Origin of the sequence: Pseudomonas sp. MWU15-20650 (assembly GCF_023242475.1) — a bacterium.
Lineage (GTDB): Bacteria > Pseudomonadota > Gammaproteobacteria > Pseudomonadales > Pseudomonadaceae > Aquipseudomonas.
This window is the reverse complement of sequence record NZ_JALJFG010000003.1, coordinates 111,695-128,044: the sequence shown is the minus strand read 5'-3', so window position 1 is coordinate 128,044 and position 16,350 is coordinate 111,695. Positions and strand designations below refer to the sequence as shown.

Sequence of the window (16,350 nt, the reverse complement as noted above, 5' to 3'; positions counted from 1 at the left end):
TTCCTTTCAGCTAAGGTCGCGGTGGCGAACCTGGACGTTCTTGAGGGTTTGTTGCAGCACCTGGCCCAGCCGTTCAGTCAAATAGACGGAGCGGTGGTGGCCGCCGGTACAGCCAATGGCAATGGTGACATAGGCGCGATTACTTGCGGCAAAACGTGGCAACCATTTGAGCAGGTAGCTGGAGATGTCCTGGAACATCTCTTCCACATCCGGCTGAGCTGCCAGGTAGTCAATCACTGGCTGATCGAGCCCCGACTGATCACGCAACTCCGGCTTCCAATAAGGGTTGGGCAGGCAGCGCACGTCGAACACCAGGTCGGCATCGACTGGCATGCCACGCTTGAAGCCAAACGACTCCACCAGAAACGCTGTACCTGGTTCTGGCTGGTTCAGCAGGCGCAGCTTGATCGCGTCGCGCAGTTGATACAGGTTCAGATTGGTGGTGTTGATCTTCAGGTCGGCCAGGTCAATGATCGGCCCAAGCAGTTTGGTCTCGTCCTCAATGGCTTCGGCCAGTGAGCGCTGAGGTGTGCTCAGGGGGTGGCGTCGGCGGGTTTCGGAAAAACGCTTGAGCAGGGTTTCTTCATCGGCGTCCAGGTACAACACATCGCAATGAATGTGCTTGGCGCGCACTTCCTCCAGCAGTTCCGGGAACCGCGAGAGGTGGCTGGGCAGGTTGCGGGCGTCAATCGATACGGCAACCAGGGGTTGCGGCAATTCGGTGTGAATCAGGGCGCGCTCCGCCAATTCCGGCAGCAGGCCGGCTGGCAGGTTGTCGATGCAATAGAAACCGCTGTCCTCAAGCACATTGAGGGCGGTGCTTTTACCTGAGCCGGAACGGCCGCTGACGATGATCAAACGCATGATTACTGCCCGTTTTGTTCATCCAGGACAACCTGATACAACGCCTCATTGCCCTTGGCGCTGCGCAGTTTGTCGCGTACTTCCTTGCGGTCGAGCATGCTGGCGATCTGCCGAAGCAGTTCCAGGTGCGCGTCGGTGGCGGCTTCCGGGACCAGCAGCACGAACAGCAGGTCAACCGGGGCGCCGTCGATAGCGTCGAAATCAATGGGGTGGTCCAGGTGCAGCAGGGCGCTGACGGGGTTTTCGCACCCTTTGAGCCGGCAGTGAGGAATGGCGATGCCGTTGCCAAAACCGGTCGAGCCGAGTTTTTCACGGGCGATCAACGCTTCGTACACAGCTTGCGTGTCCAATTCGGGCACTTCGCGGCCGATCAGGTTGGCAATTTGTTCGAGGGCGCGCTTTTTACTGCCGCCCGGCACGTTCACAAGGGAACGGCCGGGGGTCAGGATGGTTTCAAGTCGGATCATGGGGGGAGAGTTAACGACCTGTACCTTGCATCAGGTGCAGATTCTTTTCCTTATGCTTTATGAGTTGGCGGTCGAGCTTGTCGTAGAGCGAGTCAATCGCCGCGTACATGTCTTCATGTTCCGCATTGGCGACGAGTTTGGCATTCGGTACGTGCAGGGTGGCCTCGATTTTCTGCTTGAGCTTATCGACCTCCATGATGACCTGCACATTGGTGATCTTGTCAAAATGCCCCGCAAGCTTATTAAGCTTGCTCTCGGTGTATTCACGCAGGGGCTTGGTGACTTCCAGCTGGTGTCCACTGATGTTGACTTGCATGCAGCTTCTCCTTCGTTGCCAGTGCATAAAGCGGCAGGCAAAACGCCTGCCACTGGAACGCTATGGCCCGCCCGTCACATCAAACGCTTACGCTCGCTGGAAGGCGCGATCCCGAGGGACTCGCGGTACTTGGCGACGGTTCGACGGGCGACCTGAATGCCTTGTGCCTCCAGTAAACCAGCGATCTTGCTGTCACTCAACGGCTTTTTCTGATTTTCCGCAGCAACCAGTTTTTTGATGATCGCGCGGATCGCCGTGGACGAGCATTCGCCGCCTTCGGAGGTGCTGACGTGGCTGGAGAAAAAGTATTTCAGCTCATAAATACCCCGTGGGGTATGCATGAATTTCTGCGTGGTCACCCGGGAAATCGTTGACTCATGCATGCCGACTGCTTCGGCAATATCGTGCAGCACCAGCGGTTTCATTGCCTCGTCGCCGTATTCCAGAAAGCCGCGCTGGTGTTCGACGATTTGGGTCGCGACCTTCATCAGGGTTTCGTTGCGGCTTTGCAGGCTCTTGATGAACCAGCGCGCCTCCTGCAGTTGGTTGCGCATGAAGGTGTTATCGGCGCTGGTATCGGCGCGACGCACAAAACCGGCGTATTGCGGGTTGACCCGCAGGCGTGGCACCGACTCCTGGTTCAGCTCCACCAGCCAGCGTTCGTTATCCTTGCGTACGATCACATCAGGGACGACGTATTCGGCTTCGCTGGATTCGATCTGCGAGCCCGGACGTGGGTTGAGGCTCTGCACCAGTTCGATGACCTGGCGCAAATCGTCTTCCTTGAGCTTCATGCGGCGCATCAGCTGGCTATAGTCGCGGCTGCCCAACAGGTCGATGTAGTCGCTAACCAGGCGTTGGGCTTCGGCAAGCCAGGACGTCTTGGCAGGCAGTTGACGCAGTTGCAGCAGCAGGCATTCGCTGAGGGTGCGTGCGCCGATGCCGGCCGGCTCAAATTGCTGGATGCGATGCAGGACGGCTTCGATTTCGTCCAGCTCGATGTCCAGTTCCGGGTCGAAGGCCTCGAGGATTTCATCAAGGGTTTCGTCCAGGTAGCCCTGATTATTGATGCAGTCGATCAGGGTGACAGCGATCAGGCGATCGGTGTCGGACATTGGCGCCAGGTTCAGTTGCCACAACAAATGGCTTTGCAGGCTTTCGCCAGCGGATGTCCGGGTGGTGAAGTCCCACTCGTCATCATCACTGCTGGGCAGGCTGCTGGCGCTGGTCTGGTAGACGTCTTCCCAGGCGGTGTCCACGGGAAGTTCGTTGGGAATACGTTCGTTCCATTCGCCTTCCTCAAGGTTGTCCACCGTAGGGGCGGTTTCCTGATAGGACGGTTCCTGCACGTCGGTGTTGGGTTTTTGCTCGATGTTGTCGGCCAGCGGGTCTGCATTATCGAAGTCGTCGCCTTCTTCCTGGCGTTCGAGCATCGGATTGGACTCCAAGGCTTCCTGGATTTCCTGTTGCAGGTCCAGGGTCGACAATTGGAGCAGGCGGATGGCCTGTTGCAGCTGCGGTGTCATCGTCAGCTGCTGGCCCATTCTCAGGACTAGCGATGGTTTCATGGCAGGGGCTTAACACCTTATTCGCCGGCGCAATGCGCCATCCACGACAGGGCGCGTGAGCGCCAAACATAAGCAAATTATATGCCTGATATCGGGGCCTTTGCCTAGAGCGCGGTAACAATAAAAAAATGAGGTTTTTATTGCTTCCCGCGCGTCTTGGTGCGTAACCCTGATGCCACCGTGATTACAGGCGGAACTCGTGGCCCAGGTACACTTCCTTGACCAGGTCGTTGGCCAGGATGGTGGCGGCATCGCCTTCGGCGATCAGTTGGCCGTCATTGACGATATAAGCAGTTTCACAGATGTCGAGGGTCTCGCGGACGTTGTGGTCGGTGATCAGAACGCCGATGCCCTTGGCCTTGAGGTGGTGAATGATCTGCTTGATGTCGCCAACCGAGATCGGGTCAACGCCGGCAAACGGTTCGTCGAGCAGGATGAACTTCGGCGCGGTCGCCAGGGCGCGGGCGATTTCGACACGGCGGCGCTCACCACCGGACAAGCTCATGCCGAGGTTGTCACGAATGTGGTTGATGTGGAATTCCTGCAGCAGGCTTTCCAGCTCTTTGCGACGGCCGTCACGGTCGAGTTCCTTGCGGGTCTCGAGGATCGCCATGATGTTGTCGGCAACCGACAGTTTGCGGAAGATCGACGCCTCCTGGGGAAGATAGCCGATACCCGCGCGCGCACGACCGTGCATCGGCTGGTGACTGACGTCCAGGTCATCGATCAGTACGCGCCCCTGGTCTGCCTGGACCAGCCCGACGATCATATAGAAGCAAGTGGTCTTGCCGGCACCGTTGGGGCCGAGCAAGCCGACGATCTGGCCGCTGTCGATCGACAGGCTCACATCGCGAACGACCTGACGGCTTTTATAGGCCTTGGCCAGATGCTGGGCTTTCAGGGTTGCCATTACTCGGCCTTCTTCTTCGGCTGGATAACCATGTCGATGCGCGGGCGAGGTGCGGTGACCTTGTTGCCATTGGCGCGACCGGCGCTAGCGATCTGTTTCACGGTGTCATAGGTGATTTTTTCACCTTCCGTGGTGTTGCCGTCGGTGCTGATGACCTTGGCCTGGTCGATCAGGATGATACGGTTTTGCTGGGCGTGATACTGAATGGTCTTGCCGTAGCCTTTCATCGGGCCAGGATCGGCAGCGGCCTGCTTCTGTTCGAAATAGGCCAGGTTACCCACCGAGGTGACGACATCGATGTCACCGGTCTTGGTGCGCGTGAGCGTCACCGTGTTACCGGTGATCTTCATCGAGCCCTGGGTAATGATCACATCGCCGGTATAGGTCGCGACGCCTTGCTTGTCATCCAGCTGGGCATCGTTGGCCTGAATGTGGATCGGTTGCTGGCTATCGTTCGGCAGAGCCCAGGCGCTCACGCTTCCCAGTGCTGCGCCCAGACCGAGCAAAATAGGGAGGGTTTTAACGAGCCTCATACTGTCCTCTTACGTTCGATAGCAGGTGTATCCTGCTTTCTTTCAAATACGCTTTCATTCCCTTGCCAGTCGATACACCGCCAGCGCCGTCGATTCTAACGTCTTGCTCGGTCTGCGCATATTGCTGTTGTGGGAATACGGTCATGCGACTGCTGGTAATGATGGTGTCGCGGTTCTGTTCGTCGGTACGCGCAACGCGCACCGAGTCGATCAATTCTACTTGGGTGCCGTCCGGGTTGACCTCGCCACGCAGGCTCGTGACATGCCAGGGGAACTCGGTGCCGCGGTACAGGTTCATGTCCGGATTGGTCAGCAAAGTGACCTCGGAGGCCTTCAGATGTTCGACCTTGTCGGCGGTCATCTCATACTGCACTTTGCCGTCAGGCAGGAACTGCACGCTATAGGCATGGGTGGCGTAATAGTCGATAGCACCTTCATCAACCTGTGCAACAGGTTTGTCGAGGAAGCGCTCCGGGCTGATATTCCAGTAGCCCACCGCAAGGAACAGCGCGGCGATGACCCCGAATAGCAGGAAGTTGCGAATCTTTTTGCTCAGCATATAAAGCTCTATAGGTAGGCGGCGTGGGCCGCTTCAAGGCTGCCCTGGGCGCGCAGGATCAACTCGCAGAACTCGCGCGCGGCACCTTCGCCGCCACGGGCGATGGTAATGCCGTGGGCATGTTCGCGAACAAATGCCGCGGCATTCGCGACAGCCATGCCAAGGCCCACCCGGCGAATGACCGGCAGGTCAGGCAGATCGTCACCCAGGTAGGCAACCTGTTCATAGCTTAGGTTGAGTTGGCCCAGAAGCTCGTCCAGAACCACCAGTTTATCCTCGCGGCCCTGATACAGGTGAGGAATCCCCAGGTTTTGTGCGCGACGTTCCACAACCGGTGTTTTTCGACCACTGATAATCGCCGTTTGCACACCCGCCGCCATCAGCATCTTGATGCCCTGGCCATCGAGGGTGTTGAACGTCTTGAATTCGCTGCCATCTTCGAGAAAATATAGGCGACCGTCGGTCAGCACGCCGTCAACGTCGAAAATCGCCAGTTTGATGTTTTTACCGCGTTGCAACAGGTCGCTGGTCATTTACATCACTCCTGCGCGCAGCAAGTCGCCAAGGTTAAGGGCCCCGATCGGCCGATCATCGTGGTCGACCACGATAAGTGCGCCTATCCGGTGGTCTTCCATGATTTTCAACGCTTCAGCCGCGAGCATTTCGGCGCGGGCGGTCTTGCCGTGAGGGGTCATTACTGCGTCGATGGTGGCGGTATGGATATCAATGGTGCGGTCCAGGGTTCGACGCAGGTCGCCGTCGGTGAATATCCCGGCCAGCCGGCCATCGGTTTCGACGATGGCGGTCATGCCCAAGCCCTTGCGGGTCATTTCCATCAGCGCATCCCGAAGCAGGGTGCCGCGTGGAACGCTCGGCAGTTCTGTGCCGCTGTGCATGACGTTTTCCACTTTCAGCAACAGGCGACGGCCCAGTGCTCCACCGGGATGGGAAAATGCGAAATCCTCGGCGGTAAACCCGCGAGCCTCCAGCAGCGCCACCGCCAGGGCATCGCCCATGACCAGTGCGGCGGTGGTGGAGGAGGTGGGCGCCAGGTTCAGTGGGCAGGCTTCGTGGGCCACGTGCACGTTCAGGTTGACGTCGGCGGCCTTGGCCAGCGTTGACTCAGGGTTGCCCGTGAGGCTGATCATCTGGATGCCCAGGCGCTTGATCAGGGGCAGCAAGGTCACGATTTCGTTGGTGGTGCCGGAGTTGGACAGCGCCAGGATGATGTCATCCTTGGTGATCATGCCCATGTCGCCATGGCTGGCTTCGGCCGGGTGCACGAAAAACGCCGTGGTCCCGGTGCTGGCCAGCGTCGCGGCGATCTTGTTGCCGACGTGGCCTGACTTGCCCATGCCGACGACGACAACGCGGCCCTTGCTGGCCAGAATCATCTCGCAGGCGCGTACGAAATCCGCGTCGATATGGGCCAGTAAACCTTCTACGGCTTCAAGCTCGAGGCGGATGGTGCGTTGTGCGGATTGAATAAGGTCGCTGGATTGGCTCATGTCTGAAATCGTATAGCCTGACGAAAAGTCGGCGATTATAGCGGTAATGATCAATTCCCTCACGTAAGTTCGTCAGGCTTTATTTGCGGGGTGCCAGGGATTCACCTTCAAAACATGGCTGGCGACGTTTTTCCCTGTCCCGAATCTGAACAAGCGCTGTTCCGGCCTTGGGGGCTCTGTACCAGCAGTGATATAGTTCGCCGCCAGTTCGGTCCGCCCAGCCCATGGCGCTAAATATTGCGCATCCATTGCAAACGAAAGTCGCAAGCATGGTGTCTGAGTGAAAGGCTGCATCCCAAGGAGATTAGATGAGTGCCGATAACGCCTACGCGGTCGAGCTGAAGGGCCTTACCTTCAAGCGCGGGACGCGCAGCATCTTCAATAACGTCGATATTCGCATTCCTCGCGGCAAGGTCACGGGCATCATGGGGCCTTCCGGTTGCGGCAAGACCACCCTGTTGCGCCTGATGGGCATGCAATTGCGGCCCAGTGCCGGCGAAGTATGGGTCAACGGCCAGAACCTGCCGACGTTGTCGCGCAGCGATCTGTTCGATGCACGCAAGCACATGGGTGTGTTGTTCCAGAGCGGTGCGTTGTTCACCGACCTCGATGTTTTCGAAAACGTAGCGTTTCCGCTGCGGGTGCATACCCAGCTGTCCGATGAAATGATTCGTGACATCGTCTTGTTGAAACTGCAGGCCGTGGGCCTTCGCGGTGCCATTGACCTGATGCCGGACGAATTGTCCGGCGGCATGAAACGCCGTGTTGCCCTGGCGCGAGCCATTGCCCTCGACCCCCAGATTCTCATGTACGACGAGCCTTTTGTTGGCCAGGACCCGATCGCCATGGGCGTGCTGGTGCGCCTGATCCGCTTGCTCAACGATGCGTTGGGGATCACCAGTATCGTGGTGTCCCACGATTTGGCCGAAACCGCGAGCATCGCCGACTACCTCTATGTGGTGGGTGATGGCCAGGTTCTGGGGCAGGGCACGCCTGAAGAGTTGATGAACGCCGATAACCCGCGCATTCGCCAATTCATGACCGGCGATCCCGATGGCCCGGTGCCTTTTCACTTTCCGGCAGCGGACTACCGCTCAGATCTTCTGGGGAAGCGCTGATGCGCAAGACATCTCTCATCGAGAAGGTTCGCCTTTTCGGCCGCTCGGGTATCGACATCGTCGAAGTCCTGGGCCGTTCGACTATTTTCCTGTTTCACGCCTTGCTCGGTCGTGGCGGCATTGGTGGCGGCTTTGGCTTGCTGATCAAGCAGTTGCATGCGGTCGGCGTGATGTCCCTGGTGATCATCGTGGTCTCCGGGGTATTCATCGGCATGGTGCTGGCGCTGCAAGGCTTCAATATCCTTTCCAGCTACGGTTCGGAGCAGGCTGTGGGGCAGATGGTGGCCCTGACGCTGCTGCGTGAGCTTGGCCCGGTAGTCACCGCTTTGCTGTTCGCCGGGCGTGCCGGTTCCGCGCTGACTGCCGAAATCGGCAACATGAAGTCCACCGAACAACTGTCCAGCCTGGAAATGATCGGTGTGGACCCGCTCAAGTACATCGTTGCCCCGCGCCTCTGGGCCGGCTTCATTTCCCTGCCATTGCTGGCGATGATCTTCAGCGTGGTCGGCATCTGGGGCGGTTCGTGGGTGGCGGTGGACTGGTTGGGGGTCTACGACGGCTCCTACTGGGCCAACATGCAAAACAGCGTGACTTTCACGGGTGATGTGCTCAACGGCGTCATAAAGAGCATCGTCTTTGCCTTTGTAGTGACCTGGATCGCCGTATTCCAAGGCTACGACTGTGAGCCCACCTCAGAGGGGATCAGTCGCGCCACCACCAAGACCGTTGTGTACGCCTCATTGGCGGTACTGGGCCTTGACTTCATTTTGACCGCCTTGATGTTTGGAGATTTCTGATGCAAAACCGCACTGTGGAAATCGGTGTCGGCCTATTCTTGCTGGCTGGCATCCTGGCTTTACTGTTGCTGGCCCTGCGAGTCAGTGGCCTTTCGGCCAGCCCCACCGCCGACACTTATAAACTTTACGCATACTTCGACAATATCGCCGGCTTGACTGTCAGAGCCAAAGTGACCATGGCCGGTGTCACCATCGGCAAGGTCACGGCAATCGATCTGGATCGCGACAGCTTCACCGGTCGAGTGACCATGCAAATCGATAAGAAGGTAGATAATCTGCCGACTGACTCCACTGCATCTATTCTCACTGCGGGTCTGCTGGGCGAGAAGTACATCGGTGTCAGCGTGGGTGGGGAAACAGCTCTGCTCAAGGATGGTTCCACCATCCACGACACGCAGTCGTCGCTGGTACTTGAGGACCTGATCGGTAAATTCCTGCTCAATACGGTCAATAAAGACGCCAAATGAGGAATGTGTTCATGATCTCTACCTTGCGACGTGGCCTGCTGGTACTGCTTGCAGCGCTGCCGCTGATGGCCAACGCGGCGGGTTCTGCGCACGATCTGGTGCAGGACACGACCAACAAGATGTTGGCTGACCTGAAGGCCAACAAAGAACAGTACAAGCAAGACCCGAGTAAATTCTACGATGCGTTGAACACCATTGTTGGTCCGGTGGTCGATGCTGAAGGCATTTCCAAAAGCATCATGACGGTCAAGTACTCGCGCAAGGCAACCCCTGCGCAGATGCAGACGTTCCAGGAAAACTTCAAGAAGGGCCTGTTCCAGTTCTACGGCAACGCTTTGCTTGAGTACAACAACCAGGGCATTACCGTCGCACCTGCCGGCGATGAGTCGGGTGATCGCACCAGCGTCAACATGAGCGTCAAGGGCAACAATGGCGCGGTGTACCCGGTGCAGTACACGCTGGAGAAGATCAACGGCGAGTGGAAACTGCGTAACGTGATCATCAACGGCATCAACATCGGCAAGCTGTTCCGTGATCAGTTCGCTGATGCCATGCAGCGCAATGGCAACGACCTGGACAAGACCATCAATGGCTGGGCGGGTGAAGTCGCCAAGGCCAAGGAAACGTCCGATAAAGAAGCAGCTGGGAAGACCGCACAATGACCGAGTCGGCTGTCCGTCTTGGCGACGCCGGCGAGTTGTTCCTCAGTGGCGTGTTGGATTACCGCTCAGGGCCTGACCTGCGCAAGCAGGGCCAGGCGTTGATCAAGGCCAGCACTGCCCCGGCATTGGTACTTGATTGTTCGCAAGTCACCAAGTCCAGCAGCGTTGGCCTGTCGTTGCTGCTGTGTTTCATACGCGATGCCGAAGCGGCCAAGAAGTCGGTCAGCATTCGCGCATTGCCCGACGACATGCGTGAAATTGCCCAGGTTTCTGGCCTGACCGAGCTGTTGGCACATCCTTAAATACCCACTATCAATGAAGCCCCCCGTCAGAGTCCTGCTATGCGGGGTTCGCAGGCGCGGGGCTTTTTTGTATGATGTGCGACCCGTGCGCACTGGGCGCCGATAGAGGTTGAGCATGCAGGCCCTAGAAGTTAAGAGCTTCCTTGAAGGAAAGCTGCCGGAAACGAGCGTTGAAGTTGAAGGCGAAGGCTGCAACTTCCAGCTGAACGTGATTAGCGATGAACTGGCGGCATTGAGCCCGGTCAAGCGTCAACAGCAGATCTATGCCCATTTGAACCCGTGGATCACCGATGGCAGCATCCATGCGGTCACTATGAAATTTTTCAGCCGCGCGGCCTGGGCCGAGCGCACCTGAGCCCCCAAGGCGTCGAGATTCTTATGGATAAATTGATTATTACCGGCGGTGCCCGCCTTGATGGCGAGATCCGCATTTCCGGTGCGAAAAACTCCGCCTTGCCGATTCTGGCAGCGACCCTGCTGTGCGATGGCCCGGTGACTGTGGCCAACCTGCCGCACCTGCACGACATCACCACCATGATCGAGCTGTTCGGTCGCATGGGCATTGAGCCGGTGATCGACGAAAAGCTGGCGGTCGAAATCGACCCTCGTACTATCAAGACCCTGATCGCCCCGTACGAACTGGTGAAAACCATGCGTGCGTCGATCCTGGTGCTGGGCCCGATGGTCGCCCGTTTCGGCGAAGCCGAAGTGGCACTGCCTGGTGGTTGCGCCATTGGCTCGCGTCCGGTCGACCTGCACATCCGTGGCCTGGAAGCCATGGGTGCAACCATCGACGTCGAAGGCGGCTACATCAAGGCCAAGGCGCCGGAAGGCGGCCTGCGCGGTGCAAACTTCTTCTTTGATACCGTCAGCGTAACCGGTACCGAGAACATCATGATGGCCGCTGCCCTGGCTAATGGCCGCAGTGTGTTGCAGAACGCCGCGCGCGAGCCCGAAGTGGTCGACCTGGCCAACTTCCTGATCGCCATGGGTGCCAACATCTCCGGTGCCGGCACCGACACCATCACCATCGACGGTGTGAAGCGCCTGCACTCGGCTACCTACAAGGTCATGCCGGACCGTATCGAGACCGGCACCTACCTGGTTGCCGCTGCCGTGACCGGTGGCCGCGTGAAGGTCAAGGATACCGATCCGACCATCCTTGAAGCCGTCCTGGAAAAACTCAAGGAATCGGGTGCTGAAATCACCACCGGTGAAGACTGGATCGAGCTGAACATGCACGGCAAGCGGCCGAAAGCCGTCAACGTGCGTACCGCTCCATACCCAGCGTTCCCGACCGACATGCAAGCGCAGTTCATTTCCCTGAACGCGATTGCTGAAGGCACCGGTGCCGTGATCGAGACCATCTTCGAAAACCGCTTCATGCACGTGTATGAACTGCACCGCATGGGCGCCAAGATCCAGGTCGAAGGCAACACCGCCATTGTCACCGGTATCGACAAGCTCAAGGGCGCGCCAGTGATGGCGACCGACCTGCGTGCCTCGGCCAGCCTGGTGATCTCGGCACTGTGCGCCGAAGGCGATACCCTGATCGACCGCATCTACCACATAGACCGTGGTTACGAGTGCATCGAAGAAAAACTGCAGATGCTCGGCGCAAAAATCCGCCGCGTACCGGGCTAGTAACACCGTCACTGTGGCGAGGGAGCAAGCTCCCTCGCCACAGGACTGGGTTCGCTGTTAGCTGAATTTGTTTCAAATCGAGGCTGTCATGGCCTCGATCTGTGTCTGGCGCCGTTTGCGACCGGACAGCAATAGCCTGATGAAGGACTGACATTTCCCATGTTGACCATCGCACTGTCCAAGGGCCGCATCCTTGACGACACGTTGCCGCTTCTGGCTGAAGCGGGCATCGTGCCGACCGAGAATCCGGACAAGAGCCGCAAGCTGATCATCCCCACGACCCAGGACGACGTTCGCCTGCTGATCGTACGGGCTACCGACGTGCCGACCTACGTTGAACATGGCGCCGCCGACCTGGGTGTCGCCGGCAAAGACGTGTTGATGGAATATGGCGGCCAGGGCCTGTACGAGCCCCTGGACCTGCGGATTGCGCTGTGCAAGCTGATGACTGCCGGCCGTGTCGGTGACGTCGAGCCTAAAGGCCGCCTGCGGGTGGCGACCAAGTTCGTCAACGTCGCCAAGCGCTACTACGCCGAGCAAGGCCGTCAGGTCGATATCATCAAGCTCTACGGCTCGATGGAACTGGCGCCGCTGATCGGTCTGGCCGACAAGATCATCGACGTGGTCGACACCGGCAACACGCTGCGCGCCAACGGTCTGGAACCGCAGGACTTCATTGCCGACATCAGCTCCCGCCTGATCGTCAACAAAGCTTCGATGAAGATGCAGCACGCCCGTATCCAGGCGTTGATCGACACCCTGCGCAAGGCAGTGGAGTCTCGACACCGCGGTTGACTCACCCGCGTAGCTGAAAAGCTGCGCCCGTCTATCCGCCTCATAGCCAGAATTCTCAGGTGCCCAAGCGGAAACGACTGCTAGTTTAGGGCGCCTGAGTTTTTGCCAATTCTATTGAGGCCCTCGCTATGACCACGTCCACTGCAATTGCCCGACTCAACGCTGCCGACCCGGATTTCGCCCATCATCTGGATCATCTGCTGAGCTGGGAAAGCGTGTCCGACGACTCGGTCAACCAGCGAGTGCTCGACATCATCAAGGCCGTGCGCGAGCGCGGTGATGCAGCGCTGGTAGACTTCACCCGCCAGTTCGACGGTCTGGACGTCAAGTCCATGTCCGACCTGATTTTGCCCCGCGAACGCCTGGAGCTGGCCCTTACGCGTATCACTGTGCCGCAGCGCGAAGCGTTGGAAATCGCGGCGGCACGCGTGCGCAGCTACCACGAAAAGCAAAAACAGGACTCCTGGAGCTACACCGAAGCCGACGGCACTGTGCTCGGCCAAAAGGTCACGCCACTGGATCGTGCCGGTCTGTATGTGCCCGGCGGTAAAGCGTCGTACCCTTCATCGGTATTGATGAACGCGATCCCGGCCAAAGTGGCGGGCGTGACCGAAGTGGTCATGGTGGTGCCAACCCCGCGCGGTGAAATCAACGAACTGGTGCTGGCCGCCGCCTGCATCGCCGGTGTTGACCGCGTGTTCACCATCGGCGGTGCGCAAGCGGTTGCGGCCCTGGCCTATGGCACCGAAAGCGTGCCGAAGGTCGACAAAGTGGTCGGCCCGGGCAACATCTACGTCGCGACCGCCAAGCGCCATGTGTTTGGCCAGGTCGGTATCGACATGATCGCCGGCCCCTCGGAAATCCTCGTGGTGTGTGACGGCCAGACCGACCCGGACTGGATCGCCATGGATCTGTTTTCCCAGGCTGAACACGACGAAGACGCCCAGGCAATCCTGGTCAGCCCCGACGCCGAGTTCCTCGACAAGGTCGCCGCCAGCATCAATAAGTTGCTGCCGACCATGGAGCGCGCCGAGATCATCGAGAAGTCGATCAATGGCCGCGGTGCGTTGATCCTGGTACGCGACATGGAGCAGGCCATTGAAGTGGCCAACCGTATTGCGCCGGAGCACTTGGAACTGTCGGTAGCCGACCCTCAAGCCTGGCTGCCATCGATCCGTCACGCCGGTGCGATCTTCATGGGTCGCCACACCAGCGAAGCCCTGGGCGACTACTGCGCCGGCCCCAACCACGTGTTGCCGACCTCCGGCACCGCGCGGTTTTCGTCGCCGCTGGGGGTGTATGACTTCCAGAAGCGTTCGTCGATTATCTTCTGCTCGCCTCAAGGTGCCTCCGAACTGGGCAAGACGGCCTCGGTGCTGGCCCGTGGTGAATCGCTGAGCGCCCACGCGCGTAGCGCCGAATATCGCATCGTTAAGGGAGAGTAAGGCATGAGCAAATTCTGGAGCCCCTTCGTCAAGAGCCTCGTGCCTTACGTGCCTGGCGAGCAACCGAAGCTGACCAAACTGGTCAAGCTCAACACCAACGAGAACCCCTACGGCCCTTCGCCCAAGGCGCTCGCGGCGATGCAGGCTGAGTTGAACGACAACTTGCGCCTGTACCCGGACCCCAACAGCGACCTGCTCAAGCAGGCTGTGGCGAGGTACTACGGCATCGACGCCGGCAAGGTATTCCTCGGCAACGGTTCCGACGAAGTGTTGGCGCACATCTTCCACGGCTTGTTCCAACACGACCTGCCGCTGCTGTTTCCGGACATCAGCTACAGCTTCTATCCAGTGTATTGCGGCCTCTACGGCATCAAATTCGACGCCGTGCCGCTGGACGAGCAATTCCAGATCCGCGTGGCCGACTACGCCAAGCCCAACGGCGGGATTATCTTCCCTAACCCGAACGCGCCGACCGGTTGTGTGCTGGCGTTGGAAGCGGTGGAGCAGATCCTCAAGGCCAGCCCGGAATCGGTGGTGGTGGTCGATGAAGCCTATATCGACTTTGGCGGCGAAACCGCCATCAGTCTGGTGGACCGTTATCCGAACCTGCTGGTGACCCAGACCCTGTCCAAGTCGCGTTCACTGGCTGGCTTGCGTGTGGGCCTGGCCGTGGGGCACCCCGACCTGATCGAGGCGCTGGAGCGGGTCAAGAACAGCTTCAACTCCTATCCGTTGGACCGTCTGGCGATTGTGGGGGCGGCAGCGGCGTTCGAGGACCGTGAATACTTCGAGAAGACCTGCCGGCAGGTGATCGACAGCCGCAACCAGGTGGTCGCGCAACTGGAAGGTAAAGGCTTTGAAGTGTTGCCTTCAGCGGCCAACTTCATCTTTGCGCGCCACCCACGGCACGACGCGGCCGGCCTGGCGGCCAAGCTGCGTGAGCAAGGGGTGATTGTTCGCCACTTCAAGCAAGAGCGTATTGCCCAGTTCCTGCGGGTCAGTATCGGCACGCCGGAGCAGAACCAGGCGCTGATTGATGGCTTGGGCGAGCTTTAACAGGCGCTGAAATCAAATGTGGGAGGGGGCAAGCCCCCTCCCACATTTAGTTTGCGACGTGACTTAGAGCAGTGGCTCGTCTGGCTTCTTGTTCTTCCAGCCATCATTACCCGGCAGCAGCAGGTTCAAACCAATCGCTACCACGGCACACAGGGCGATGCCCTTGAGGCCGAAATCATCCGGGCCAGTACCGGTGCCGACCAGCACACCGCCAATCCCGAATACCAGGGTCACCGACACAATCACCAGGTTGCGCGCTTCACCCAGGTCGATCTTGTGGCGAATCAGTGTGTTCATCCCCACAGCGGCAATCGAGCCGAACAGCAGGCACAGAATCCCGCCCATTACCGGAACCGGGATGCTTTGCAGTAATGCACCGAACTTGCCGATAAACGCCAGGCTGATGGCAAATACGGCCGCCCAGGTCATGATTTTCGGGTTGTAGTTCTTGGTCAGCATCACCGCGCCCGTCACTTCGGCGTAGGTGGTGTTGGGCGGGCCGCCAAACAGGCCGGCAGCTGTGGTGGCAATGCCATCACCCAGCAGCGTGCGGTGCAGGCCCGGTTTCTTCAGGTAGTCGCGACCGGTCACGCTGCCCACGGCAATCACACCACCGATATGCTCGATCGCCGGCGCCAAGGCGACCGGGACGATAAACAGAATCGCCTGCCAGTTGAACTCCGGCGCGGTGAAGTGGGGGAGGGCGAACCACGGTGCAGCGGCGATTTTCGCCGTGTCGACCACGCCAAAGTAGAACGACATCGCAAAGCCCACCAGCACGCCGGAGATGATCGGCACCAGGCGGAAAATGCCTGTGCCGAACACCGCCACGATCAGGGTGGTCAGCAGCGCCGGCATCGAGATGAGCATGGCGGTCTGGTAATGGATCAGTTCACTGCCATCACCCGCCTTACCCATCGCCATATTGGCGGCAATCGGTGCCATGGCCAGGCCGATGGAGATGATCACCGGGCCGATGACCACCGGCGGCAGCAGTTTGTCGATGAAACCGGTGCCCTTGATCTTTACTGCCAGGCCCAGGAACGTATAAACGAAACCGGCTGCCATCACACCGCCCATGGTCGCCGCGAGGCCGAACTGGCCTTTGGCGAGAATGATCGGGGTGATAAATGCAAAGCTCGACGCCAGGAATACCGGCACCTGCCGCCCTGTTACCACCTGGAACAGCAGCGTGCCAAGACCTGCGGTAAACAGCGCGACGTTTGGATCAAGACCTGTGATCAGCGGCATCAACACCAGCGCGCCAAATGCCACGAAGAGCATTTGTGCGCCAGACAGGATCTGGCGCCAAAGCGGGTCGTTGAATTCATCCTGCATG

The 16,350-nt window shown here is 59.0% G+C and carries 20 protein-coding genes; 10 read left to right on the top strand and 10 right to left on the bottom strand.

What is annotated here, in order from left to right; translation table 11 throughout:
* Positions 1-6: 6 nt before the first annotated feature.
* From rapZ to M5B43_RS04000, 9 genes are all read right to left on the bottom strand, one after another.
* Entirely contained in the window at positions 7-864 is an 858-nt protein-coding gene (rapZ, locus tag M5B43_RS04040) for an RNase adapter RapZ (RefSeq protein ID WP_248748891.1), read from the bottom strand.
* Between the two features lie 2 nt (positions 865-866).
* Positions 867-1,331: a PTS IIA-like nitrogen regulatory protein PtsN gene (gene ptsN / locus M5B43_RS04035; RefSeq protein ID WP_248748890.1), complete on the bottom strand. Its 465-nt coding sequence runs from the start codon at positions 1,329-1,331 to the stop codon at positions 867-869.
* A 10-nt stretch (positions 1,332-1,341) separates the two neighbouring features.
* A complete protein-coding gene (gene raiA, locus M5B43_RS04030) occupies positions 1,342-1,647 on the bottom strand; it encodes a ribosome-associated translation inhibitor RaiA (protein WP_003171804.1) in 306 nt (101 codons plus the stop codon).
* Positions 1,648-1,721: 74 nt separating this feature from the next.
* Positions 1,722-3,215 (bottom strand): RNA polymerase factor sigma-54, encoded by a 1,494-nt coding sequence (locus tag M5B43_RS04025; protein WP_248748889.1) that lies wholly within the window; start codon positions 3,213-3,215, stop codon positions 1,722-1,724.
* Positions 3,216-3,399: 184 nt separating this feature from the next.
* Positions 3,400-4,125 carry an LPS export ABC transporter ATP-binding protein gene (lptB, locus tag M5B43_RS04020; RefSeq protein ID WP_248748888.1) on the bottom strand — a complete coding sequence of 242 codons (726 nt, stop codon included), beginning with the start codon at positions 4,123-4,125 and terminating at the stop codon, positions 3,400-3,402.
* On the bottom strand, positions 4,125-4,658 hold the full coding sequence (lptA, locus tag M5B43_RS04015) for a lipopolysaccharide transport periplasmic protein LptA (RefSeq protein ID WP_248748887.1): 534 nt from the start codon (positions 4,656-4,658) through the stop codon (positions 4,125-4,127). Before lptA ends, lptB begins: the two co-directional genes overlap by 1 nt.
* The gene (gene lptC, locus M5B43_RS04010; protein ID WP_248748886.1) at positions 4,645-5,217 is read right to left on the bottom strand and encodes an LPS export ABC transporter periplasmic protein LptC; all 573 of its coding nucleotides are present in this window, start codon (positions 5,215-5,217) and stop codon (positions 4,645-4,647) included. Before lptC ends, lptA begins: the two co-directional genes overlap by 14 nt.
* Positions 5,218-5,225: 8 nt before the next feature.
* A complete protein-coding gene (locus M5B43_RS04005; RefSeq protein ID WP_248748885.1) occupies positions 5,226-5,750 on the bottom strand; it encodes an HAD family hydrolase in 525 nt (174 codons plus the stop codon).
* Complete coding sequence (locus tag M5B43_RS04000; protein WP_248748884.1) at positions 5,751-6,725, bottom strand: KpsF/GutQ family sugar-phosphate isomerase; 975 nt, start codon at positions 6,723-6,725, stop codon at positions 5,751-5,753.
* Between the two features lie 308 nt (positions 6,726-7,033).
* On the opposite strand from M5B43_RS04000, the gene M5B43_RS03995 reads away from it, so the two are divergent.
* The 10 genes from M5B43_RS03995 (at position 7,034) to hisC (ending at position 15,011) form a co-directional block, all read left to right on the top strand.
* Entirely contained in the window at positions 7,034-7,843 is an 810-nt protein-coding gene (locus tag M5B43_RS03995) for an ATP-binding cassette domain-containing protein (protein ID WP_003171811.1), read from the top strand.
* Complete coding sequence (gene mlaE / locus M5B43_RS03990) at positions 7,843-8,640, top strand: lipid asymmetry maintenance ABC transporter permease subunit MlaE (protein WP_248748883.1); 798 nt, start codon at positions 7,843-7,845, stop codon at positions 8,638-8,640. The genes M5B43_RS03995 and mlaE overlap by 1 nt, the downstream gene beginning before the upstream one ends.
* Entirely contained in the window at positions 8,640-9,107 is a 468-nt protein-coding gene (gene mlaD, locus M5B43_RS03985) for an outer membrane lipid asymmetry maintenance protein MlaD (protein WP_248748882.1), read from the top strand. The genes mlaE and mlaD overlap by 1 nt, the downstream gene beginning before the upstream one ends.
* Positions 9,108-9,118: 11 nt before the next feature.
* A complete protein-coding gene (locus tag M5B43_RS03980) occupies positions 9,119-9,769 on the top strand; it encodes an ABC transporter substrate-binding protein (protein ID WP_248748881.1) in 651 nt (216 codons plus the stop codon).
* Positions 9,766-10,071, top strand: a complete 306-nt coding sequence (locus M5B43_RS03975; RefSeq protein WP_248748880.1) for an STAS domain-containing protein — start codon at positions 9,766-9,768, stop codon at positions 10,069-10,071. The genes M5B43_RS03980 and M5B43_RS03975 overlap by 4 nt, the downstream gene beginning before the upstream one ends.
* Positions 10,072-10,186: 115 nt before the next feature.
* Positions 10,187-10,426, top strand: a complete 240-nt coding sequence (locus tag M5B43_RS03970; RefSeq protein WP_049709972.1) for a BolA family protein — start codon at positions 10,187-10,189, stop codon at positions 10,424-10,426.
* A 23-nt stretch (positions 10,427-10,449) separates the two neighbouring features.
* Positions 10,450-11,715: a UDP-N-acetylglucosamine 1-carboxyvinyltransferase gene (murA, locus tag M5B43_RS03965; protein ID WP_248748879.1), complete on the top strand. Its 1,266-nt coding sequence runs from the start codon at positions 10,450-10,452 to the stop codon at positions 11,713-11,715.
* A gap of 159 nt (positions 11,716-11,874) precedes the next feature.
* Positions 11,875-12,510 carry an ATP phosphoribosyltransferase gene (hisG, locus tag M5B43_RS03960; protein WP_003188599.1) on the top strand — a complete coding sequence of 212 codons (636 nt, stop codon included), beginning with the start codon at positions 11,875-11,877 and terminating at the stop codon, positions 12,508-12,510.
* A 128-nt stretch (positions 12,511-12,638) separates the two neighbouring features.
* A complete protein-coding gene (hisD, locus tag M5B43_RS03955) occupies positions 12,639-13,955 on the top strand; it encodes a histidinol dehydrogenase (protein ID WP_248748878.1) in 1,317 nt (438 codons plus the stop codon).
* A gap of 3 nt (positions 13,956-13,958) precedes the next feature.
* A complete protein-coding gene (gene hisC / locus M5B43_RS03950) occupies positions 13,959-15,011 on the top strand; it encodes a histidinol-phosphate transaminase (protein WP_248748877.1) in 1,053 nt (350 codons plus the stop codon).
* Positions 15,012-15,074: 63 nt separating this feature from the next.
* Here hisC and M5B43_RS03945 read toward each other — a convergent pair whose 3' ends face one another.
* On the bottom strand, positions 15,075-16,349 hold the full coding sequence (locus M5B43_RS03945) for a uracil-xanthine permease family protein (RefSeq protein WP_248748876.1): 1,275 nt from the start codon (positions 16,347-16,349) through the stop codon (positions 15,075-15,077).
* Between the last annotated feature and the right edge of the window lies 1 nt (position 16,350).